Here is a 22002-nt window from a genome sequence, read left to right as displayed (position 1 = left end):
GACCGGTGCGCGACAGGGTGGACACTCCGCCCGCTCGCGGGGGCGAGCCGTCTGCCGCTGACGGCGCGAGCCCGACGGTGTTGATGGTCGACGACGACCCCGACGTCCGGAACTCGGTGGCGCGCGGTCTGCGCCACTCCGGTTTCGACGTCCGGGTCGCCGCGTCGGGCAAGGAGGCCCTGCGGCTGCTGGCGGGCGAGTCGCACGACGCCCTGGTGCTCGACGTGCAGATGCCCGAGCTCGACGGGGTGGCTGTGGTGACGGCGCTGCGCGCGCTGGGCAACGACATCCCGATCTGTGTGTTGTCGGCGCGCGACACCGTCAACGACCGGATCGCCGGCCTGGAGGCCGGGGCCGACGACTACCTGACCAAGCCGTTCGACCTCGGCGAGTTGGTGGCCCGGCTGCACGCACTGTTGCGCCGGGCCCACCATTCCGATCCCGCCTCGGACACCATCACGGTGGGGTCGCTGACCATCGACACCGCCCGGCGCCTGGTCTTCGTCGCCGGTGAACGGGTGGAGCTGACCAAACGCGAATTCGACCTGCTCGCGGTGCTGGCGGACAACGCCGGCGTCGTGCTGTCCCGGCAGCGCCTGCTGGAACTGGTGTGGGGCTACGACTTCGACGTCGACACCAACGTCGCCGACGTGTTCGTCTCCTACCTGCGGCGCAAACTCGAACGCGGCGGCCAGCCGCGGGTCATCCACACCGTGCGAGGGATCGGCTACGTGCTGCGCGAAGAGCCGTGAGGCTGCCCCGGTTCCTGCGGGCGGCGTCGCTGCGGACCCGTGTCGCGGTCGCGTCGGCCGCCGCGGCCGCCGCCGTGGTCGCCGCCTTCACCGTCCTGACGTCGGTGGTGTTGGCCAACAACGATGCGGCCCAAATCGATCGGCGGCTCGATGCGATCGTCGACGCCAGCATGTTTCCCGATCAGCTGGCCGATCCGCGCCGCGGCGTGCTGCAGACCGGCCGCTCTGAATCATCGGGTCAGGTGGTGTTCCAGCGCGGATTCCAGCTGCCGCCGCTGCCGCCCGGCACCGAGACCGTGATGGTCAACGACGTCGAGTACCGGGTGCGCACCATCGAGGTCGACCGCAACGAGAAGGTGCTCGTGTCGATCGGCATCCGCGCCGACAGCATCCTGCTCAACCCGGCGCGGGTGCCGCTCTATGTCGGTGTCGGCGTGGCGACGGTGCTGTTCGCCGCATTGCTGGGCTGGCTGCTCGCCGGGCCGGCGATCCGGCCGCTGCGCCGGCTGACCGCGCATACCTGGCGGCTGGGCCAGGGGGTCGAGCAGATTCCACCCGTGCACGGGGTACGCGAAGCCGAGGAGTTGTCCGAAGCGATGATCGCGATGCTGGAACGGCTGGCCGCCGCCCAGCGTGCGACGACGAACTCGCTGCAGGCCGCGCAGGATTTCGCCGCCAACGCCGCCCACGAGCTGCGCACCCCGCTGACCGCGATGCGCGCCGACCTGGACACCCTGCGCATCCACGATCTGCCCGAGGACGAGCGCGACGAGGTGGTGGCCGACCTGTCCCGGGCCCAGCGCCGGGTGGAGGGCATCATCACCGCGCTGGGCCAGCTCGCGTCGGGACAGCTCGCGCAGCTCGAGGACCGTGAGGTCATCGACGTGACCGACCTGCTCGACCGGGTGGCGCGGGAGAACAGGCGGGTCAACCGCGACCTGACGATCGAGGTGAACGCGGCCGAGGACCTCGGTACCGTCCTCGGCTGGCCCGACGGGCTGCGGCTGGCGGTGGACAACCTGGTCCGCAACGCGATCACCCACGGGCAGGCGACCCGCGTCGTGCTGGCGGCACGCCGCCACGACGCGACGATCACGATCGACGTCGACGACAACGGCCGGGGCCTGCCCGCCGACGAGCACCGGACCGTGCTGGGCCGGTTCGCTCGGGGCAGCAACGCCCTTGCGGGTGGATCGGGCCTGGGGCTGGCGTTGGTGGCGCAGCAGGCCGCGCTGCACGGCGGAGACGTCGAGCTCTCCGACGGTCCGCTGGGCGGTCTCAGAGCCACCCTGACCGTCGCGACAATGCCTGAGTCGCAGACAGATTCAGGACCGGAGCGGCCGGCCTGACCGGCGCGCCACCGTCTGCGCCACGGCCCGCCAGCCCAGCAGCAGCACCGCGGTGGTCACCGACGCGACCACGATGAAACTCGCCGCGGTGCCCGCGGCGGTGACCTTGCGCAACACCATGCCGACCGCGACCGTGCAGACCCAGACCACGATCCCGGTGGGGGTCAACGCCGTCGGCCGGCGCCACCCGCGGGCCGCCAGCCAGCCCACCGCGGTTCCGCACAGGAACGGCCACGCCGTCTCGGCGATACCGCTGACGCTGAGCCCCTCGGCGTGACTGCGACGGCCGATCGTGCAGAACGCCACGACGCAGACCACGTCGGCGGCGACGGCGGCAAGCGCGGTGCGGCGGACAGACGGCATGCGGCTGAGGTTATCGCCCGGCCGGGTCGTCCGGCGGGTGCGGTGCCTCCGGGTCGGGACTGAACAGCACCGAGATCGTCACCGGTGGGCCCGCGGAGGTGCCGTTGGTACCCGTCGAGTCCGGGTCGATCGTGCTCTCGGTGCGGAACATGAAGAAGAACACCACCCAGCCGATCGCGGAGATGAAGATCCAGCTGATCAGCCGGTACACCAGCATCGCCGAGATCGCCGCGGCCAAGGACATCCCGCTCGACACCAGCCCGGGCACCAACACGGCTTCGACCACCAGCAGTCCGCCGGGCATCAGCGGGATCGAGCCGACCGCGCGGGCCGCCGCGTACGCCACCGTCACACCGGCCAGCGACGGATGACCGCCGACGGCGTAGCAGGCGAACAGCAGGCACGCGACGTCGGCGACCCAGTTGAACAACGACCAGCTGAACGCCTCACTGAGGTCGCGGCGGCCCAACTGCACCGACTTGAGCTGAATCAGGATCTCGCGCCACTTCGCCAACCCGGCGTCCGCGGCCTTGCCGCGCACCGAGTTCACCCACGACAGCACCCGAACCCCGATGCCGTCGATCAGCTCCGGTCTGCTGGCCACGGCCTGCGCGAGCAGGACCAGCGCGAGGAAACCGCCGAGCGAGAAGATCAGTGACAGCGGATTCTCGCCCGCGCCGAGCAGGAACGCCCCGCCGAGGCCCAACAAGGCCAGGCCGATGACCTGCAGCACGCCGGACATCACCAGCTGCCAGGACGCGATCAGTCCGGAGGCGCCCCAGAGCCGCTGCTGGCGGTAGATGAACGTGGCCGACAGCACCGGCCCGCCGGGCAACGTCGTCGACAGGGCGTTGCCGGCGTAAAACGCTGCCTCCGAACGCCATTGGCGCACCGGCACCCCGGCTGACCGCAACAGGGTGCGCTGAATCTGGGCGAAACTGTGCATCGAGGCCATCGCAGCGGCCACGGCCGCCAGCACCCACAGCGGGTCGGCGGTGTAGAGGCTGCGCCACGCCTTGGCGAGTTGGTCGCGCACCAGGGTGATCTCCACCGCCAGCACGATCACCGCGACGGCGATCAGCGCCCAGCGCACCCACCAGTACTTGCCCCGGGCGGGGCGTCCGGCAGCCGGCGCCGCGGCGGTGTGATCCGACACGCCCTACAGCGTAAGACGCCGGTGGGCCGATTCCGCAGATCCGAATCAGGATCCGGCCAGGCCGTTACGCTACCGGAATGTCTGCAGGCGCCTCCTCCGAAGCACTCCGCCCGGAGGAATCGGTCAGCCCGCTGGTCCGGAAAGCCGCCGCCTGGTCGTGGCGCCTGCTGGTGATCTTCGGCGCCGTCGTCGCGTTGCTCTGGCTCATCTTGCGCCTGGAGGTGTTGACGGTCCCGGTGGCGCTGGCGACCATCCTGGCGGCGTTGCTGATGCCGGTGGTGGATTTCCTCGACCGGCGGGGCGCGCCGCGCGGAGGCGCGGTGGCCCTGGTGCTGCTCACCGGGTTCGCGTTGTTCGGCGGGCTGCTCACGTTCGTGGTCAACCAGTTCATCGAGGGCGTCCCCGAGCTGGTCGGGCAGGTCACCACGAGCATCGACGGCCTGGGCCGGTGGCTGACCGACGGACCGCTCGACGTCAGCCAGCAGCAGATCAACCAGGCCCGCAACGCCGCGATCGAAGCGTTGAGCAGCAACCAGGAGAGGCTGACCACCGGCGCGCTGTCGACCGCGGGAACCGTGACCGAGATCGTCACCGGCGCGCTGTTGATGCTGTTCACGCTGATCTTCCTGCTGCACGGCGGGCGCAACATCTTCTCGTTCGTCACCCGGATCTTTCCGGGGCACGTGCGCACCCGCGTCCGCGACGCCGGCCGCGCCGGGTTCCACTCGCTGATCGGCTACGTGCGGGCCACGTTCCTGGTCGCCCTCGTCGACGCGGTCGGTATCGGCGTCGGGCTGGCCATCATGCAGATACCGCTGGCCCTGCCGCTGGCGTCGCTGGTGTTCCTCGGCGCCTTCGTTCCGCTGGTCGGCGCGGTCGTCACCGGATTCCTCGCAGTCATCGTCGCACTGATCGCCAAGGGCTGGATCTATGCGCTGATCACGCTGGGACTGATCATCGCGGTGCAGCAGCTCGAGGGCCACGTCCTGCAACCGCTGGTGATGGGCCGGGCCACCTCGATCCACCCACTGGCGATCGTGTTGGTGATCGCCGGCGGCGCCGTGCTCGCCGGAATCGTCGGGGCGCTACTGGCGGTGCCCGCGCTCGCATTCATCAACAGCGTGACCCGGGTGCTGATCGCCCGAGACCCCGAGGCAGAGATGGCCGAGCAGGAGGCCGACGAGGGCCCGATCGTCGATGCCGAGCCTGACGTCATCGACGAACCCGTCGAATAATGCTGACCGGTTAAAAGGGTGGGGGTCCGTTGGGTTTGGTGAGGCCTTCGCCGTTGAGTCTGCGTAGGACGGTTAGGTAGCGGGTGTGGGCTTGGGCGCGGGTGAGTCGGCGCCGGGGCATCATCGTGCCGCGTCGCTGGTCGGGGGTGGGGGTCGGTGGTGGGCCGTTGCTCCAGAGGGTGCCGGTGGGTGTGCACAGGGTGGGGAAGAGCAGGGCGCTGCCGGGTTTGGTGAGGTAGGTGTGTCCGGTGGGGCTGGTCCATTCGACGGTGCCGTCGGGGTGTTGGCGGTCGTACCAGCCGTCGGGGCCGGTCCAGAAGGTTTTCAGAAGATGGTGAAAGCGGCACAGGCATTTGAGGTTTGAGGCGTGGGTGGGTCCGCAGGGGTAGGGCACGGTGTGGTCGATGTCGGCGCGGGTGGCGGCGATGTCGCAGTGTGGGAAGCGACAGGTCAGGTCGCGGCAGCGGATGAATTCGGCCAGCGCGCGGGAGGGCAGGTAGCGGGGTTCGGCGGGGCTGTCGCCGGGGTGGACGATCTCGCGGATGCGGGCGTTGTCGAGCAGCGGCTGCAGCGCTGCGGGCGCGAGCACGCCCTTGCCGAACAGGAACGCCGGCTTGGCCGCGGGCGCGGCGACGGCGGCAGGCACGGGTGCGGGTTGAGTCTGTTCCCCGTCGGCCTCGGCCTCAGGCGCGGGTTCAGCCTGTCCAGCCTCATCCTCCTCGGCCTCGGTTGCGGGCTCGGCCTCGGCGGCGGGCTCAGCGGTGGTGGTGTCGGTGAGGACGTAGATGGTGGTGTTGGGTGCCGGGCGGGGGTGGGTGGCGGCGGCGCAGTCGGGTAGGCCGCAGCTGCAGGTTAGGGCGTCGAGGCCGTAGCCGATCGCGGCCAGGGCGTCGTTGCGGCGCTGCTCGAGTGTGCGCGGATCGGCCTCGCAGACGGTGTGGGCGATGGTGTTGATGCGTTCGTGTAGCGCTGCGGCGTCCCCGGGGTGCATGCGCGCCCACATGCTGACCAATCCCACCGGATCAGACGGGCTGCCGAACTGCACAGCGCGGTCGGGGGTGTGGTCCTTGGCCGCGCGCAGCGCGCCCGGATCATGGGTGATGACCGTGGCGTCGATGGCCTGCTCGGTTTTGGTGCGCGACAACGCCCCCCAGAACCCGACCTGACGGGCCACCGCGTCGTCGACCGCGGCCATCGCGCCCGGGTCGGTGATCAATTCGGTGCGGTAGACGATGGTGCGCACCAGCAGGTCACTGATCAGACCTTGGGCGAACAGGGCGGCCACCTTGGGTAGCCGATCGCGCAGCGCCACCGCGCGGTGGGTCTGCACCAGCGCCAGCGACTGGCTGACCCCCATCGCGGCGGCCAGCTCGGCGGCCACCGCGGCGTCGGGATCCAGCCACCAGCTGCTGCGCTCGGCCGCGCTGGCCAGCCCGGTGCGCCGGTCGAACAACTCGGCCAGCACCGCCAGCTTGCGGGCCGCGGCCATGTTCTCCGCCCGCGCGAAGTCACCGGCGGCGTCGATCAGCCCGGCCGCATCCAGCGACCCGACCACATCCACCCCCGGCATATCGAACATGCGTTCGATTATGCCACCGCCCACCGACAAGAACGGGCGCTCAGGTACAGCTAGAGGCGGCCTTCCCGGCGCAGCAGTTCCTGCGCGGTCAGCCCATTTCCGCGGTCCTCGGCCCGTGTCTCGGCGCGCGTGTTGAGCTTCTCGGTCGCGGCGTCGGCATCGGTCTTACGCGGGGTCGGGATGGCCCGTGTCTCCTCGGAATCGTCGGACTCGGCCGGACGCGCCACCGGCATCGCCGTCGTCGGCTCGTTGGCACCCGGCTCCGGCATGGACCGGGTGGGCTCGGCCGACGGCCGCGGCGGCTGGTTCTGCGAGCCGGTGCCGCGCAGATCGCCCAGCCACGACTCGATCTCCCGCTGCTCCCGCGCGGGGGCCGGCGCCGCCGATTCCTCCGGAGGCGTCGACTTCTGCGCCCGCTGGGTCACGCTGCTCACAGCGTTGCGCACGGTGTTCAGCGCGGCGGTCGTCGCGGCGGACAGCCGGGTGGTCTGCGGCTCCTCCTCGGCGGGCCCCCGGGCGGGCTCACGCGCAATCCGGGTGGTGCCGGCCGACGACGGTTCACCGGTGCGGGGGATCCGGGTGGTCACGCCGCCCGGCGGCACCCGCTCGGGCATCGGACGACCGGGGTCGTGCGGATGCCGCGGCGGACGCATGACGGGCGGTCCGCCGGCGCCGACCAGGGCGTCCGCCGGCGCGGTCTCCCGCACCAGCGGGCGCTTGCGCTCGTCGGGAAGCTCGGTTTCACCGAGACCGAGCTTCTCCTGTATCCGCTTCATCCAGCGCGGCGCCCACCAGCAGTCGTCACCGAGCAGCTTCATGATGGCCGGCACCAGGAACATCCGGATGATCGTCGCGTCCAACAGCAACGCGATCAGCAGACCGAACGCCAGGTACTTCATCATCACCAGGTCGGAGAACACGAACGCACCCGCGACCACGGCCAGCACCAGCGCGGCGCCGGTGATCAACCGGCCCGTGGTGGCGGTGCCGATGCGGATGGCCTCGGCGGTCGACATACCGCGTTCCCGCGCCTCGACCATGCGGGAGACCAGGAACACCTCGTAGTCGGTCGACAGACCCCAGATCACCGCGATGATCAGACCGATCATCGGTGCCATCAGTGGCTGCGGGGTGTAGTTCATGATCCCGGACCCATGGCCCTCGACGAACATCCAGGTCAGAATGCCCATCGTCGAGCCCAAGGTCAGGGCGCTCATCAGCGCGGCCTTGATCGGCAGCACGATCGATCCGAACGCCAGGAACATCAGGATCGTCGTGGTGATGATCAGCACCACGACCATCAGCGGCAGCTTGTCGAACAGGCTGTGGATACTGTCCTGCTCGAGCGCAGGCGTGCCGCCGACGGAGATGTCGATCCCGCGCGGCGGCTGGATCGATCGAAGCTCGTCGATCTTCTGCGCCGCATCGTTGCGGTTCTCCAGACCGTTCTGGATCACCCGGATCGACGGGTCCTCCGACCCGCCCTCCTGGACGGACCGCTCCTGCCACATCTTGGTCGGGTCGTTGTCGGGATCGGTGAACCCATTGATCGTCATCGCCTTGGCGCGGATCTCGGCGAGCTGCTGATCGGTTACCGGCTCCCCGTCCTGGCGCTCGACCACCAGCGTCAGCGGCTCGGTGCGGAACCCGGGGAAGCTCCTGTCGAAGTCCTCCTGCGCGAGCCGGACGCTGTTGTCGGGGGGCAGGTATTTCTCGCTGATCCCGCCCAGCGACAGCGACCCCAGCGGAATGACCAGCAGGATCATCAGGACCAGGATCGGTGTCGCGAACGCTATCGGTCGCTTCATCACGACGTTGACGAGCTTGCCCCAGAAGCCCTTCTCGACCTCGGCGCGGGTCTTGGTCTTCTGGGTCTTCTCGGCCAGCCATTCCAGGTAGACCCGCATCGGCTTCCAGTTGCGGAAGAACGGCACCCGCAGCAGCGTGCGCACCCCGAGTGCGTCGACGTTGCGGCCGAGGATGCCCAGAGCTGCGGGCAGCACGGTGACCGACAGGATCGCCGCGAGCATGACCGACGCGATGATCGCGTAGGTGATCGACTTCAGGAAGCCCTGCGGGAACAGCAGCAGCGGCACCGAGGACGCGACCAGGATGACGGCCGAGAACATGATCGTCCGGCCCGATGTCATCACGGCCCGTCTGACCGCGGTTTCGGTGTCGTAGCCCTCGGCGATCTCCTCCCGGAAGCGGCTCACCATGAACAAGCCGTAGTCGACCGCGATGCCCAGGCCCATCAGCGTCACCACCGGCTGGGCGAAGAAGTGCACCGGCATGAACTCTGCGGTCAAGCGCATGATGCCCAGCGCGCCGGCGATCGTCAGGCCGCCGATGAGGCCCGGCAACGCGGCCGCGACCACACCGCCGAACACGAAGAACAGCACGACGCACACCAGCGGGATTGCCGCGACCTCCGCACGCCGCTGGTCCTCGCCGATGGTCCCGGTCAGCTCGCTGGCCAGTGGGTTGAGGCCGGCCAGGGCGATGTTGCCGTCGTTGACCCGCTCCAGTTCGGGTTCGATGGCCTGATAGTTCTTCAGGATCTCGTCGTCGCTGTCGCCTTTGAGCGGGATGCTGATGAAGGTCTTCGAGCCGTCCTCGGTCTTCATCTCCTGCACGGTCTCGGCCGTACTGTCGGGCGCGCGTAGCCAGCCCACCCAGCTGACGATCTGATCCTCGTGATCGGAGACCAGGGTGTTCAGTTCGTCGGTGACGTTCCGAATCCACTCCGGGTCTTCGACCGTCTTGCCCTCGGGCGGCGTCAGGATCGCCACGATGTGGCTGGTCCGATCGCGGCCGTAGGCCTCGTCGGAGACCAGCGAGGCGTGCACCGACTCGCTGCCCTCGTCGTAAAAACCGCTCTGCGTGACGTGCTGTCCCAGACTGATGCCGTAGACGCCGCCGCCCAGGCACAGTGCGACCATGACACCGATGACTATGTATCGGTACTGGTACACCGTTCGACCCCACCAGGCGAACACGTATTAGCTCCTAACCATCTTCGACACTTCGTGCCATCGGCCCGCGCATGTCGGGAAACCAGGCTTCACTTTTCTAGACGCGCGAGGCCAGTAGCGAGGACAGCGGCCGGAATGGCTGCAGCCAGGCGCCCTGCTCGGGTAGTGAGTCAAGGCCGATCCGCGGTAGCGGTTCCCGGAAGACACCGTCGATGTCTTCCAGGTCGACGAACTCCAAGGTATCCGACGCTAGCGCCCAACTGGCATGTTCGCGAAATCCGAGAACCTGAACCTGCACGTCGTCGCGTGCGATCTCCTCCAGAGGTGTCTTGAAGGCCTGACCGTCGGCCGACGCCACCAGCAGTCCGGCCAGACCCTCGCTGTATCTCAGCGCGATGTGCTCCAGCATGTCGGAGTCGACGTCGCTGTCCTCGTCGATCTTCGGTTTCGCGAAGACCGCGAAGCCGACGTTGCGCAGCGCCTCGACCCACGGCCGGACCACTTCGGCGCTACCCGGTGCGATGTTGGTGAAGACACACGCCTCGGGCTCCAGTGACACGTCCTGTCCGGTGCCGGCGCGCTGCGCCGACAGCTCGGCGGTGCGCGCGAGCAGCCAACGGCCCAGCGCGTCGAACCGCGGGCGGTGCGCCGCGGTGGGCCGCCCGCCCAGGATCGAGCCGAGACCCATGTCGAGGTTCGGGGCGTCCCAGACCAGCAGCACGCGCTGCGCGGACGGGGTGGGCTCGGGCGGCAGGTCGACGTCGGACACCGACTCCAGGTTCTCGGTGATGCTCATGTTCGCTCCCAGAGCAGTTCGGCCACGGTGGTGCCGGCGAGGGCTTTGCGCTCGTATTTGGTCACCGGGCGGGCCACGGAGATGGGGAGGTCGGCTCTGGCGGGATCGACCCGCCGCAACCGCGGCTCGTTGTCGCCGACCTCGGCGACGTGCTCGGCGTAGCCGAGATGGTCGGTGGCGGCGTGCAGGATCCCGCCGGGCGCGAGCCGATCGGCGATCAGCGCCACGGTGTCCGGCTGAAGCAGCCGGCGCTTGTGGTGCCGGGCCTTGGGCCACGGGTCCGGGAAGAAGACGCGCACCCCGGTCAGCGACGCCGTCGGGAACATGTGGGTCAGGACGTCGACGCCGTCGCCGCGGATCAACCGGATGTTCGGGACGGGGTCGGTCGCCGACGCACGGTCGATCGCGGCCAGCAGTTGCGCCAGGCCGCGCCGGTAGACCTCGACGGCGACCACATCGATGTCCGGTTCGGCGTGCGCCATCGCCAGCGTCGAGGTCCCCGTCCCGCAGCCGATCTCGAGTACCACGGGGGCGTGGCGGCCGAACCAGGCGTCGGTGTCGAGCAGGCCCGCGGGATGCTCGCCGTCGCGGGCCTGGGTGCCGAGACTGGGCCACAGGCGATCCCAGACCGCCTGCTGATTGTCCGAAATCGTGGAACGCCGGGCCCGGAAGCTGGTGACCCGGCGGTGGAAGTGCGGGGTGGATTCCGACGACGCCGGTGCGCCGGCGACCTCAGACCCCGTCCCATGCATCCGCTCATCGTCGCTCATCAACGCGTCGCTCCCTGCATCGTGTTACAGATTGATACCCAACAGTTGCCTGGCGGGCCCTGACCGCCGGATACCCGCACTCGAAGAAGTGTCGGTAGCTGCCCCGAGCCGGTGCCAGGATGTGTGTCAGGGACGGCGTCGGCCGGCCCCGCCGGTCGGGTCGAGGGGGCGCGCCATCTTCTTCGAGGTGTTGGCGGAGTTCGCCGCGACGACGCAGAACCCGCGCGTCGCGGCCGTCCACCGGCGCCACGCAACGCCCGCCAGCGTAGCCGTGCGCGGCCGGGCGGGGGTGGGCCGCAAGACCGTCGCCGCGGCTCTGGCGTCGGCCGGGGTGCGGGTGGTCGCAGACGGACCTGCCGACGTGACCGCCGTGGTGGTGGCCGAGACCGTCAAACCCGAGGACGCCGCGCTGCTGCGGGACGCCGCCGCGGCGCTGCTCGTGCTCAACAAGGCCGACCTGACCGGGGCCGGGCCGGGTGGCCCGCTGGCCGCAGCCGACCGGCGTGCCGCCGAACTGGCCGCCGCGTTCGGTTGCCCCGCGGTCCCGACCGCGGCCCACCTGGCGGTGGCCGAGCTCGACGAGACACTGGCCGCGGCCCTGCGTCGGCTGATCGACCATCCGGCGGACATGACGTCGGTGGACGCCTTCGTCACGTCGGACCACCCGCTGCCGGGGGAGGTGCGCGGCCGTCTGCTGGCCACCCTCGACCGATTCGGCATCGCGCATGCCGTGCTCGCGGCCGCCGACGGCGCCAGCACGGACTCGATCGTCGCCGGGCTGCGCAGGCTCAGCGGCGTCGAGCGGGTCGTCGCGGCGCTGCGGCCGGTCGCCGCGCCGGCCCGGTACCGGGCGGTGTGCGCCGCGCTGCGTGAGCTGCGGATACTCGCGGTACGAAGCCACGATGAGCAGCTAGAGCGGTTTCTGGCCGGCGACGACGCCGTCGTCGCGGTGATGGCCGCAGCAGTCGAGGTGGTGGAGGCGACCGGCGCGACGGTCGACCGCGGTGACGATCCCGGCGCGCATCTGCGCCGCGCGGTGCACTGGCGCCGCTGCGCGCGCGGACCTTTCGACCGGCTGCATGCCGCCTGTGCGGCGGACATCAGCCGCGGCTCCCTGCGGCTGCTCGCGCGGACGTCATGACCGGTTTCGACGACGAGCCACCTGGTGTACGCCGTCGCGACGTGGTGCTGGTCGCCGGCCCGCCGGGGGCCGGATGTTCCGCCGTGCTGGTCCGGCTCCGCGAGCGGCTCCCGGCGGCGGAGGTCGTCGAAGCGACCGACCTGGTCGCCGGCGAGGCGCCCTGTGCCGTGGTGTTCGTCGTCTCGGCGGTCGCGCCGGTCACCGCGTCGGACGCTGCGCTGGCGCACCGCCTGACCCGGCACACGGCCGCCGTCGTCGCCGTCGTCGCCAAGGTCGACGACCACCGGCGCTGGGCGGCGGTGCTGGAGACCGACCGCGCCGCGCTGCCCGGCCGTTTCGCGTGGGTCGCCGCGGCCGCCGCGCCCCGCCTCGGCGCGCCCCGGGTCGACGAGCTGGTCGACAGGGTGGCCGAGACGCTCGCCGATCCGGCGCTGCCCGCCCGCAACCGGCTGCAGGCATGGCGCTGCCACCTGGCCGACGAGCTGGCGCGAGAAGAGGCCCGGAACGCACACGTCGACGCGCTGCACCAGCGGCGTCGGGAACTGCTGCGCGACCAACGCGACGGGCGGGCCGGACGGGTCATCGCCCGCCGGGAAGCGGTGTCCCGGACCCGCCTGCAGCTGGCCGGCGCGGCGCGAGCCCGCTGCTCGACGCTGCGCACCGAACTGTCGGCCCGCGCGGCGGAGGTCGGCCGGGCCGGTGTCGACGACCTGGTGCGCCGCGTCCCCGACGAGTGCGCTGCCGCCCTGGCCGAGATCGACGACCTGATCACCGCCGGGGTCGCGGCGCTGCCCGGCCCGGCTCCCGCACCGGCGCCGGTGCACCCGCCCGAGCTGCCCGCGCCGCTGCTGCGGTCACGGCGCCTGGAGACCCAGCTGATGACGGTGCTGGGGGCCGGGTTCGGCCTCGGGGTGACGTTGGCGCTGGCCCGGTTGCTGTCCGGCCTCGCACCGGGGCAGACCGCCGCGGCGCTGCTGGCCGGGCTGCTCGCCGGCGCGGCCGTCACCGTATGGGTGGTACGCGCGCGGGGACTGCTGCACGACCGGATGGTGCTGCTCCGGTGGGCCGAACAGGCCGGCCACGCGCTGCGCAGCGCGGCCGACGAACGGGTGGCCGCCCGGATGCTGGCCGCCGAGGTCGCGGTGGCTTCGGCCACCGCCGCCGAGGATGCCGCGACGGCTGCCCGGCTGGCCGACGTCGACGCGGAACTGCACGCTCACCGGCGCCGCGCCGAAGCCGCCGACAGCACCCGCGAGGGTCTGCGGCGCCGGCTGTCGGAGGCGTCCCGCGAGTTATCTGAATCGTTCCTGTGAGTGATTGGACACAGTCCTGGTTTACCGCCGCTGTGTGACCCGCGTTAACCTCGTAGTCAGGGGACAGTCGCGGCTGCCGTCGATGTCGGTGTTTCGCCGAGAATCCATCCCGGTACCTGCGAACTGTCAGACGCTTCGCAGGCAAAGTGCAGGGAGACGAGACAGCATGACCGCAGCGACCATTCCAGGGTTGGAATCCGCACCGACGAAGCACAAGGGCCTGCTGGCCTGGGTTCGCGAGGTGGCCGAGCTGACGCAGCCCGAGCGTGTGGTGTTCACCGATGGTTCCGAGGAGGAGTGCGCACGGCTGACCCAGCAGCTGGTCGACGCCGGGACCTTCACCAAGCTCAACGAGGAGAAGAAGCCGAACTCGTATCTGGCGCTCTCCGATCCGTCTGACGTCGCGCGCGTGGAATCCCGCACGTTCATCTGCACCGAGCGGGAGATCGACGCCGGGCCGACCAACAACTGGATGGACCCGGCCGAGATGCGCGGGATCATGACCGACCTGTACCGCGGCTGTATGCGCGGGCGCACGATGTACGTGGTGCCGTTCTGTATGGGCCCGCTCGATGCCGAGGATCCCAAGCTGGGCGTCGAGGTCACCGACTCGGAGTATGTGGTCGTCTCGATGCGCACCATGACCAGGATGGGTCAGGCCGCGCTGGACAAGCTCGGTGACGACGGCTTCTTCGTCAAGGCCCTGCACTCGGTGGGCGCACCGCTGGAGCCCGGACAACAGGACGTGCCGTGGCCGTGCAACGACACCAAGTACATCACCCACTTCCCCGAGACCCGCGAGATCTGGAGCTTCGGTTCCGGCTACGGCGGCAACGCGTTGCTGGGCAAGAAGTGCTACTCGCTGCGCATCGCGTCGGCGATGGCCCACGACGAGGGCTGGCTGGCCGAGCACATGCTGATCCTCAAGCTCATCTCGCCGGAGAACAAGGCGTACTACATCGCCGCGGCGTTCCCGTCGGCGTGCGGCAAGACCAACCTCGCGATGCTGCAGCCGACCATCCCGGGCTGGCGCGCCGAGACCGTCGGTGACGACATCGCCTGGATGCGGTTCGGCAAGGACGGCCGGCTCTACGCCACCAACCCCGAATTCGGCTTCTTCGGTGTTGCTCCCGGCACCAACTGGGACTCCAACCCGAACGCGATGAAGACGATCGCCGCGGGCAACACCGTCTTCACCAACGTCGCGCTGACCGACGACAAGGACGTGTGGTGGGAGGGCCTCGAGGGCGAGCCCGACCACCTGATCGACTGGAAGGGCAACGACTGGATCCTGCGGGAGACCGAAACCAAGGCCGCGCACCCGAACTCGCGGTACTGCACCCCGATCTCGCAGTGCCCGACGCTGGCGCCCGAGTGGGACGACCCGCAGGGCGTGCCGATCTCGGCGATCCTGTTCGGCGGGCGCCGCAAGACCACGGTCCCGCTGATCACCGAGGCCCGCGACTGGCAGCACGGCGTCTTCATCGGCGCCACCCTCGGGTCGGAGCAGACCGCCGCCGCCGAGGGCAAAGTCGGCACCGTGCGTCGCGACCCGATGGCGATGCTGCCGTTCCTGGGCTACAACGTGGGCGACTACTTCCAGCACTGGATCGACATCGGCAAGAACGCCGACGAGTCGAAGATGCCCAAGATCTTCTTCGTCAACTGGTTCCGCCGTGGGGACGACGGGCGCTTCCTGTGGCCGGGCTTCGGCGAGAACAGCCGGGTGCTCAAGTGGGCCGTCGAGCGCATCGAGCACAAGGCCGACGGTCAGAGCACGCCGATCGGCATCGTGCCGACGGCCCAGGACCTCGACCTGTCCAATCTCGAGGTCGATCCCGCCGATGTCGACGAAGCGCTGGCCGTCAATCCCGACGAGTGGCGTGCCGAACTCCCGCTCATCGAGGAGTGGTTCGAGTTCGTCGGGGAGAAGCTGCCGACCGGAATCAAGGACGAGTTCGACGCCCTCAAGGAGCGCCTGGCCTGACGTCAGGTCGCCGATTCACGCGATGATCGCGCGCGCCACCGTGGCGCCGACCTCCGCGTCGCTGAGGGTGCTGACTTCGATCAGGCTGTGGGACAACACTGTCCGCACCATGACCTCGGCGGCCTGAGCCGCGGAGAGGCGGAGCCGGCGTTCGTCGACGGCGATGGCCGGCGCGACGAGCGTCGCCACCGTCTGGACGAGGTCCATCCGGGACTCGCCGACCGCGAGCACGGCCTGCAGCAGCCAGTGCGGCTCGTGGTCGCGCACGTAGGTGAACGCGGCGTGGCCGCGCAGGTACCGCAGCGCCGAGCCGACGATCGCCTCGACCACCACCGCCGGGTCGGCCGACACGTCGATGTCAACCTGCACCGCGGCGAGCATCAGCCCGATCTCGTGCTGGGCGACCGCGCCGATCACGCCGTCCTTGTCGCCGAACTCGCGATAGGCGGTGGCCCGCGAGACCCGCGCATGCGCGGCCACCTGGCTCAGCGTCAGGGTGTCGACGCCGCGCTCGGCGATGAGTTCGACCGCGGAGCGCAGCAGCGCGTCGAACGACCGGGTGGTGGGCATCACCGGCATTCTCACCCATGCGCGGCGAGTGAGGCGGGTATTGACCGGCCGCCCAACTGAGACTAATTTCGCCAATAGTCTCAGAGGAGGATCGTGACTGCATCACTCGATCTGACGGCGCTGCCGGCGCTGCGCCGCTATCTGGAATCCCTGCCGACCGCCGAACGGGACGCGGCCCATGCCCAGTTGTCCGCGCTGGGGCCCGCGGATCTGAGCAGCCTCGGCGTCAGCGAACCCCAACCCGTCGAATACGACTACCGCGTCGACCGGATCGACGGGACGATTCCGGCCGAGTTGCGCGGCACGCTGTACCGCAACGGCCCGGGCCGTTGGGAGGACCACACCGGGCGCCCGCTGCGGCACCTCTTCGACGGCGACGGCATGGTCTCGGCGTTCACCGTCGACTCCGGAGGTGTGCACTACCGGAACCGGTACGTGCGTACCAGGCATTTCCGCGGCAAGGGCGCGGTCAGCCACATGGGCACCGCAGCGCCGGGCGGTTGGCGGTCCAACATCGGTCGGCTGCCGCCGAACCTGGCCAACACCAACGTCGTCGAACACGCCGGTCACCTCTACGCGCTGTGGGAGGGCGGGCCGCCCTACGAGATCGACCCGGCCACCCTCGAAACCGTGGCGCTCCGCCGCTTCGGCGGTGAACTGCGTTGGCTGGGAACATATTCCGCGCATCCGAGCTTCTGCCCGGTCAGTGGGGCGATGTTCAACTTCGGCGTCGAGCTGGCGCCCCGGCCGCACCTGCGGATGTACCGCACCGACCGGAACGGCCGGCTGGGGCACTTCCGCTCAGCACGGCTGCCCTATCCCGCCATGGTCCACGACTTCGCGCTGACCGAGCGGTATCTGGTCTTCCTGGTCTCCCCGCTCATCCCGGACCCGATGTCGGTGGCGCTGGGGCTGGCTCCGATCGGCGACACGTTGCGGTATCGCCCCGACCGCGGCAGCGTCGTGCTGCTGGTGCCGCGCGACGGCGGGAAGATCCGCCGGATCGAGTGCGACGCTGTTCTGCAATTCCACCTGAGCAACGCCTTCGACGACGGCGGCGATGTGGTCGTGGACGCCATCACCTACGCCGACGGGCGGTTGCTCGAACGCATCGCGCGGTTCCACACGAGCTCGCTGGCCGACGCCCCCGGCCGGTTCACCCGGTTCCGGGTCACGGCCTCGGGCCGGGTGTCCGCCGAAGCGCTCAGCGACAGCCCCTGTGAGTTCCCGCGCCACCACCCCGGCCGGGAGGGCCGCCCGCACCGGTATGCGTTCGTCAACACGCGACGCACACTCGGCGCGTTCTACGACACGGTGACCAAGCTCGACCTGGCCGAGCGCACCGAGGTCAGCTACCCGGCCCCCGAGGCAGGCAACAGCTTCTGCGAACCCGTGTTCACCCCGCGACCCGGTGGTACCGCCGAGGACGACGGCTGGCTGCTCACCGTGGAATATCAGGCCGCGCAACATGTTTCACGGCTGGTCATCCTCGATGCCAGGGACCCGTCGGCGGGTCCGGTCGCGACCGCGCAACTGACCCACCACATCCCCCAGGGCTTCCACGGGAACTTCGCGCCCTCTTCTTGACACCTGTCAACTATGGGCAAGTAAAGTCGGGCCATGCAGATCCGCGACACCGCCGTTGCCACGCCCGACAAGCCCGCCATCATCATGTATCCGTCCGGGACGGTCGTGACCTTCGGCGAACTCGAGGCCCGGGCGAACCGGCTGGCGCATCTGTTCCGCGACGCCGGACTGGTCGAGGGCGACGCCGTCGCGATCCTGATGGAGAACAACGAGCACATCCACGCCGTGATGTGGGCCGCGCGCCGCGCCGGCCTCTACTACGTCCCGATCAACACCCACCTGACCGCCGCCGAAGCGGCGTACATCATCGACAACAGCAGCGCCAAGGCGATCGTCGGATCGGCCAAGCTCAGCGACACGCTGGCCGGCCTGGCCGACGAGCTGCCCAACGGCCTGCCGGGACTTCTGGTGATCGCCGGCGGCACTCTGGAGGGCTGGCTGAGCTATCCGCAGTGCGTCGCCGATAAGCCCGACACCCCGATCGCCGACGAGATCGAGGGCGACCTGCTGCAGTACTCGTCGGGTACCACCGGCCGTCCCAAGGGCATCAAGCGCGAGCTCCCGCACGTACCGCCGTCGGAGTCACCCGGCATGATGGCCGCGCTGGTGTCGTTCTGGATGCATCCCGATGCCGTGTACCTCAGCCCCGCACCGCTGTACCACACGGCGCCGTCGGTGTGGTCGATGCAGACCCAGGCCGGCGGCATCACCACGGTGGTCATGGAGAAGTTCGACGCCGAGGGCACGCTGGACGCCATCGCCAAACACAAGGTGACGCACGGGCAGTTCGTTCCGGTCATGTTCACCCGCATGCTCAAGCTGCCCGAGGGTGTCCGCACCTCCTACGACGTGTCCAGCCTCGAGCGGGTGATGCATGCCGCCGCCCCGTGTCCGGTCGAGATCAAGAAGCAGATGATCGACTGGTGGGGCCCGATCGTCGACGAGTACTACGCGTCCTCGGAGGCGCACGGGTCGACGTTGATCACCGCCGAGGAGTGGCTCACCCACCCGGGTTCGGTCGGCCGCCCGCTGACCGGCACGCTGCACATCTGCGACGAGGACGGCAACGAGGTGCCGCCCGGCCAGGCCGGCGAGATCTACTTCGAGGGCGGCTATGACTTCGAGTACCTCAACGACCCGGCCAAGACCGAGTCGTCGCGGCACCACCACGGCTGGAAGACCGTCGGCGACATCGGCTACGTCGACGAGGAGGGCTACCTCTACCTGACCGACCGCCGGCACCACATGATCATCTCCGGCGGAGTGAACATCTACCCGCAGGAAGCCGAGAACCTACTGGTCACCCACCCGAAGGTGATGGACGCCGCGGTGTTCGGGGTACCCGACGACGAGATGGGGCAGCGGGTCACGGCGGTCGTGCAGACCGTCGATCCGGCCGACGCCACCGCGGATTTCGCCGACGAACTCCTCGGCTGGGTGCGGGATCGGCTGGCGCACTACAAGTGCCCGCGGTCGATCTCGTTCGAGGCGCAGCTGCCGCGCACCGACACCGGCAAGCTCTACAAGCAGGAGCTGATAAAGAAGTACTCGTGAAACACCTGCGCGTCGACGACGGTGCCCTCGTGGTGGCCGAGAGCGCCGAGGATGCGACGTTCTCGCTGACCGAGGAGCCGTCCGACGACCGGCGCGTCGTCACCGTGGGTTCGGTCGATGCGGCGGTCACCGACATCGCGGCGCGGGTGGCGCACTGGCCGCAGTCCGCCGCGGTCTGCGACGACGTGCTGCGCGCCCTCGCCCCGTCGGCGCCGGCGTTCGCCGGCATCATCACCGAATCGCTGGCCTACTCGACGCTGCAGTCCGGCGCCGAGTTCGCGCGGTGGCTGGCCGACCGCGGGCCGGCCCAGGTGCCCGCCGCGGTGGAACCTGTGCTGGCCCAGCGCACCGACGACCGCCTGCGGATCACATTCAACCGTCCGCAGCGCCACAACGCGTTCTCCACCGACGCCCGGGCCGCACTGCTCGATGCCCTCGAGGTCGCCCGGGTCGATCCGTCGGTGCGTGAGGTGGTGCTCGACGGGAACGGCCCGTCGTTCTGCAGCGGCGGGGACCTCGCCGAGTTCGGTAGCTTCGCCGACCCGGCGAGCGCGCACCTGGCCCGCACCCGCCACAGCCCCGCGCTCGTGCTCGCCGAGATCACCGCACGGCTGGGCCGGGCCTGCCGCGCCGAGATCCATGGTCAGGTGCAGGGCAGCGGGCTGGAGATGGCGGCGTTCTGCGGCTGGGTGACCTGCCATCCCGACGCGGTACTGGGGCTGCCGGAGCTCGCGCTGGGACTGATCCCCGGCGCGGGCGGCACCGTCAGCATCACCCGCCGGATCGGCCGTTGGCGCACGGCGTATCTCGTGCTCTCCGGACAGTCGATCGATGCCGGCACCGCGCTGCGCTGGGGCCTCGTCGACGCGATTTCGGCGTGCTAATCGTCGCTCAGCGTCGACAATCACGCCGAAATCGCTCAGCTAGAACGGCGCAACGTGACGCGGTAGGTGTACTGCTCGGGCAGGAAATGGCTGACCGCCAGCTCGACCGCACGCCCTCGTTCGTCGGCGTAGAGCCGGTCCACCCGCAGCATCGGGTGCCCCGGCGTGGTGTCGACCGCGTCGGCGGTGGCCGGATCGGCGCGGGCCACCGTGATCGACTGCGCGGCTTCGGCGATCGGGGTGTCGAGATGTGGTTCGACCAGCGAGATCACGGTGTGCGTACTGGTGGCGCCGGTGCGTAGCCCAGCGCAGCCCAGCAGCGAGACGCCGACCGCGGGTGGAAGATGGATCACCGTGTAGCCGAACGGGATTCCGTCATGCAGCCGGCGCAGGACGACCGTGTAGACCACGTCGTCGTCGAGTCGCAGCCGACTGGCGGCGTCGACGTCCACCCGGCGGCGCAGGCCGTCGAGCACGTCCATCGTGGTGTCGTCGGACAGGCTCATCAGGTCCTCGACCGACCCGAGCTGGCGGAGGTAGCGCCGACCCCTCTCGCTGGCGTAACTGCCCCGGCCGGGGATCCGGTAGACGAAACCCTCGGCGACCAGGTCCTGGAACGCGCGCCGTACGGTCTGACGCGAAATCCCGTGGCGCGCCACGAGTTCGGACTCGGTGGGCAGCCGCGCGCCGTCGGCGTAGCGGCCGCGGGTGATCTGGTCGCGAAGCCGGTCCCGCAGCACCTGGTATGCGGGCTCGGGCTTCATCAGATGCCGCCCCTGGCGACGAGTTGGGCGGCGATGACGTTGCGCTGGATCTCGTTGGTGCCCTCGCCGACGATCATCAGCGGCGCGTCGCGGAAATAGCGCTCGACGTCGTACTCGGTGGAGTAGCCGTAGCCGCCGTGGATGCGCACGGCGTTCAGCGCGATCTCCATCGCGACCTCGGAGGCGAACAGCTTGGCCATGCCGGCCTCCATGTCGGCCCGCTGTCCGCTGTCGTAGCGATCCGCCGCGTAGAGCGTGAGCTGGCGCGCTGCGGTCAGTTTGGTGGCCATGTCGGCCAGGTAGTGCCCGACCGCCTGATGCTTCCAGATCGGTTGGCCGAAGCTTTCCCGCTCCTGCGCGTAGCGCAGCGCATCGTCGAGGGCGGCGGTGGCCACCCCGAGTGCGCGCGACGCGACCTGGATGCGGCCGGTCTCGAGGCCCTTCATCATCTGGGCGAAGCCCCGACCCGGTTCGCCGCCCAGGATCGCCGACTCGGGCACCCGGCAGTCCTCGAAGATCAGCTCGCAGCTCTCGACGCCCTTGTACCCGAGCTTGGGCAGATCCCGCGACACCGACATCCCGGTCATGCCCTGCTCTACCAGGACCACCGAGATGCCGCGGTGGCGCGGCGTGGCGGAGGGATCGGTCTTGCACAGCAGCGCGATCAGACCGGAGCGGCGGGCGTTGCTGATCCATGTCTTCGCGCCGTTGATGGCCAGCCCGCCGCCGCCGGACGGCAGCGCGGTCGTCGTCATGTTCTGCAGGTCCGACCCGCCGCCCGGCTCGGTCAGCGCCATGGTCGCGCGGATCTCACCGGTCGCGAGCCGGGGCAGGTAGTGCCGCTTCTGCTCGTCGGTGCCGAACAGATCGAGCAGTTTGGCCACCACGGTGTGCCCGCCCATCGCGCCGGCCAGGCTCATCCAGCCCCGGGCCAGCTCCTGGGTGACCAGCACATAGCAGCGTGTCGACACCGGCGTGCCGCCGAACTCCTCCGGGACCGCAAGTCCGTAGATGCCGATGCGCTTCATCTGGTCGATCCACGCCTCTGGGTAGGTGTTGGCGTGTTCGACCTCGCGGACCGTCGGCCGGACGTCGCGGTCGACGAACGTCCGCACGGTCTGGATCAGCATCGTCTCTTCGTCGGTGCACCCGTCGGTCACGGCGCCTCCTCACTGCCTCGGTGGTCTCGGTAAAGGTACGGCCATTTGGCCCGCGCCGTTGACACTC

The 22002-nt window shown here is 69.9% G+C and carries 18 protein-coding genes; 9 read left to right on the top strand and 9 right to left on the bottom strand.

The genetic code is table 11. The features are described from left to right. The first annotated feature begins 5 nt into the window (after window positions 1-5). Together G6N31_RS20295 and G6N31_RS20290 are read left to right on the top strand one after the other, a co-directional pair. Window positions 6-752, top strand: a complete 747-nt coding sequence (locus G6N31_RS20295) for a response regulator transcription factor (protein WP_163722279.1) — start codon at window positions 6-8, stop codon at window positions 750-752. Next, a complete protein-coding gene (locus G6N31_RS20290) occupies window positions 749-2101 on the top strand; it encodes a sensor histidine kinase (protein WP_098000295.1) in 1353 nt (450 codons plus the stop codon). The genes G6N31_RS20295 and G6N31_RS20290 overlap by 4 nt, the downstream gene beginning before the upstream one ends. Here the strand turns inward: G6N31_RS20290 and G6N31_RS20285 are convergent. Then, the gene (locus G6N31_RS20285; protein ID WP_098000297.1) at window positions 2078-2464 is read right to left on the bottom strand and encodes a DUF3054 domain-containing protein; all 387 of its coding nucleotides are present in this window, start codon (window positions 2462-2464) and stop codon (window positions 2078-2080) included. The genes G6N31_RS20290 and G6N31_RS20285 overlap by 24 nt on opposite strands. A gap of 10 nt (window positions 2465-2474) precedes the next feature. Next, entirely contained in the window at window positions 2475-3620 is a 1146-nt protein-coding gene (locus G6N31_RS20280) for a lysylphosphatidylglycerol synthase transmembrane domain-containing protein (RefSeq protein ID WP_098000299.1), read from the bottom strand. A gap of 77 nt (window positions 3621-3697) precedes the next feature. On the opposite strand from G6N31_RS20280, the gene G6N31_RS20275 reads away from it, so the two are divergent. Continuing rightward, entirely contained in the window at window positions 3698-4855 is a 1158-nt protein-coding gene (locus G6N31_RS20275) for an AI-2E family transporter (protein WP_098000301.1), read from the top strand. Window positions 4856-4865: 10 nt separating this feature from the next. Here the strand turns inward: G6N31_RS20275 and G6N31_RS20270 are convergent, their stop codons facing one another. From G6N31_RS20270 to trmB, 4 genes are all read right to left on the bottom strand, one after another. Beyond that, the gene (locus G6N31_RS20270; protein WP_163722277.1) at window positions 4866-6434 is read right to left on the bottom strand and encodes an HNH endonuclease signature motif containing protein; all 1569 of its coding nucleotides are present in this window, start codon (window positions 6432-6434) and stop codon (window positions 4866-4868) included. A 50-nt stretch (window positions 6435-6484) separates the two neighbouring features. Further along, window positions 6485-9433, bottom strand: coding sequence for a trehalose monomycolate exporter MmpL3 (mmpL3, locus tag G6N31_RS20265; protein ID WP_098000305.1), 2949 nt, complete (start codon window positions 9431-9433; stop codon window positions 6485-6487). Between the two features lie 73 nt (window positions 9434-9506). Then, window positions 9507-10205 (bottom strand): NYN domain-containing protein, encoded by a 699-nt coding sequence (locus G6N31_RS20260; protein WP_098000307.1) that lies wholly within the window; start codon window positions 10203-10205, stop codon window positions 9507-9509. Further along, the gene (trmB, locus tag G6N31_RS20255; protein WP_098000309.1) at window positions 10202-10975 is read right to left on the bottom strand and encodes a tRNA (guanosine(46)-N7)-methyltransferase TrmB; all 774 of its coding nucleotides are present in this window, start codon (window positions 10973-10975) and stop codon (window positions 10202-10204) included. Before trmB ends, G6N31_RS20260 begins: the two co-directional genes overlap by 4 nt. 190 nt (window positions 10976-11165) lie before the next feature. Here trmB and G6N31_RS20250 point away from each other — a divergent pair, with 190 nt between their 5' ends. From G6N31_RS20250 to G6N31_RS20240, 3 genes are all read left to right on the top strand, one after another. Then, a complete protein-coding gene (locus G6N31_RS20250) occupies window positions 11166-12116 on the top strand; it encodes a hypothetical protein (protein ID WP_276057803.1) in 951 nt (316 codons plus the stop codon). Then, on the top strand, window positions 12113-13429 hold the full coding sequence (locus tag G6N31_RS20245; protein WP_133117645.1) for a hypothetical protein: 1317 nt from the start codon (window positions 12113-12115) through the stop codon (window positions 13427-13429). The genes G6N31_RS20250 and G6N31_RS20245 overlap by 4 nt, the downstream gene beginning before the upstream one ends. A gap of 166 nt (window positions 13430-13595) precedes the next feature. Continuing rightward, window positions 13596-15416: a phosphoenolpyruvate carboxykinase (GTP) gene (locus G6N31_RS20240; RefSeq protein ID WP_098000313.1), complete on the top strand. Its 1821-nt coding sequence runs from the start codon at window positions 13596-13598 to the stop codon at window positions 15414-15416. Window positions 15417-15431: 15 nt separating this feature from the next. On the opposite strand, the gene G6N31_RS20235 is transcribed toward G6N31_RS20240, so the two are convergent. Further along, complete coding sequence (locus G6N31_RS20235) at window positions 15432-15986, bottom strand: TetR/AcrR family transcriptional regulator (protein ID WP_098000608.1); 555 nt, start codon at window positions 15984-15986, stop codon at window positions 15432-15434. 93 nt (window positions 15987-16079) lie between these two features. Here G6N31_RS20235 and G6N31_RS20230 point away from each other — a divergent pair, with 93 nt between their 5' ends. The 3 genes from G6N31_RS20230 to G6N31_RS20220 are packed head-to-tail and all read left to right on the top strand — an operon-like array spanning window position 16080 to window position 20011. Beyond that, window positions 16080-17573 carry a carotenoid oxygenase family protein gene (locus tag G6N31_RS20230; protein ID WP_098000315.1) on the top strand — a complete coding sequence of 498 codons (1494 nt, stop codon included), beginning with the start codon at window positions 16080-16082 and terminating at the stop codon, window positions 17571-17573. 33 nt (window positions 17574-17606) lie between these two features. After that, window positions 17607-19127, top strand: a complete 1521-nt coding sequence (fadD4, locus tag G6N31_RS20225; RefSeq protein ID WP_098000317.1) for a fatty-acid--CoA ligase FadD4 — start codon at window positions 17607-17609, stop codon at window positions 19125-19127. After that, a complete protein-coding gene (locus G6N31_RS20220; RefSeq protein ID WP_098000320.1) occupies window positions 19124-20011 on the top strand; it encodes an enoyl-CoA hydratase/isomerase family protein in 888 nt (295 codons plus the stop codon). Before fadD4 ends, G6N31_RS20220 begins: the two co-directional genes overlap by 4 nt. A gap of 35 nt (window positions 20012-20046) precedes the next feature. Here the strand turns inward: G6N31_RS20220 and G6N31_RS20215 are convergent, their stop codons facing one another. After that, the gene (locus G6N31_RS20215) at window positions 20047-20775 is read right to left on the bottom strand and encodes a GntR family transcriptional regulator (protein ID WP_098000322.1); all 729 of its coding nucleotides are present in this window, start codon (window positions 20773-20775) and stop codon (window positions 20047-20049) included. After that, on the bottom strand, window positions 20775-21905 hold the full coding sequence (locus G6N31_RS20210) for an acyl-CoA dehydrogenase family protein (protein WP_098000610.1): 1131 nt from the start codon (window positions 21903-21905) through the stop codon (window positions 20775-20777). The genes G6N31_RS20215 and G6N31_RS20210 overlap by 1 nt, the downstream gene beginning before the upstream one ends. Window positions 21906-22002: the final 97 nt, after the last annotated feature.

The sequence above is a fragment of the Mycolicibacterium duvalii genome, assembly GCF_010726645.1.
Classification (GTDB): domain Bacteria; phylum Actinomycetota; class Actinomycetes; order Mycobacteriales; family Mycobacteriaceae; genus Mycobacterium; species Mycobacterium duvalii.
This window is presented reverse-complemented; position numbering and strand designations above follow the sequence as displayed.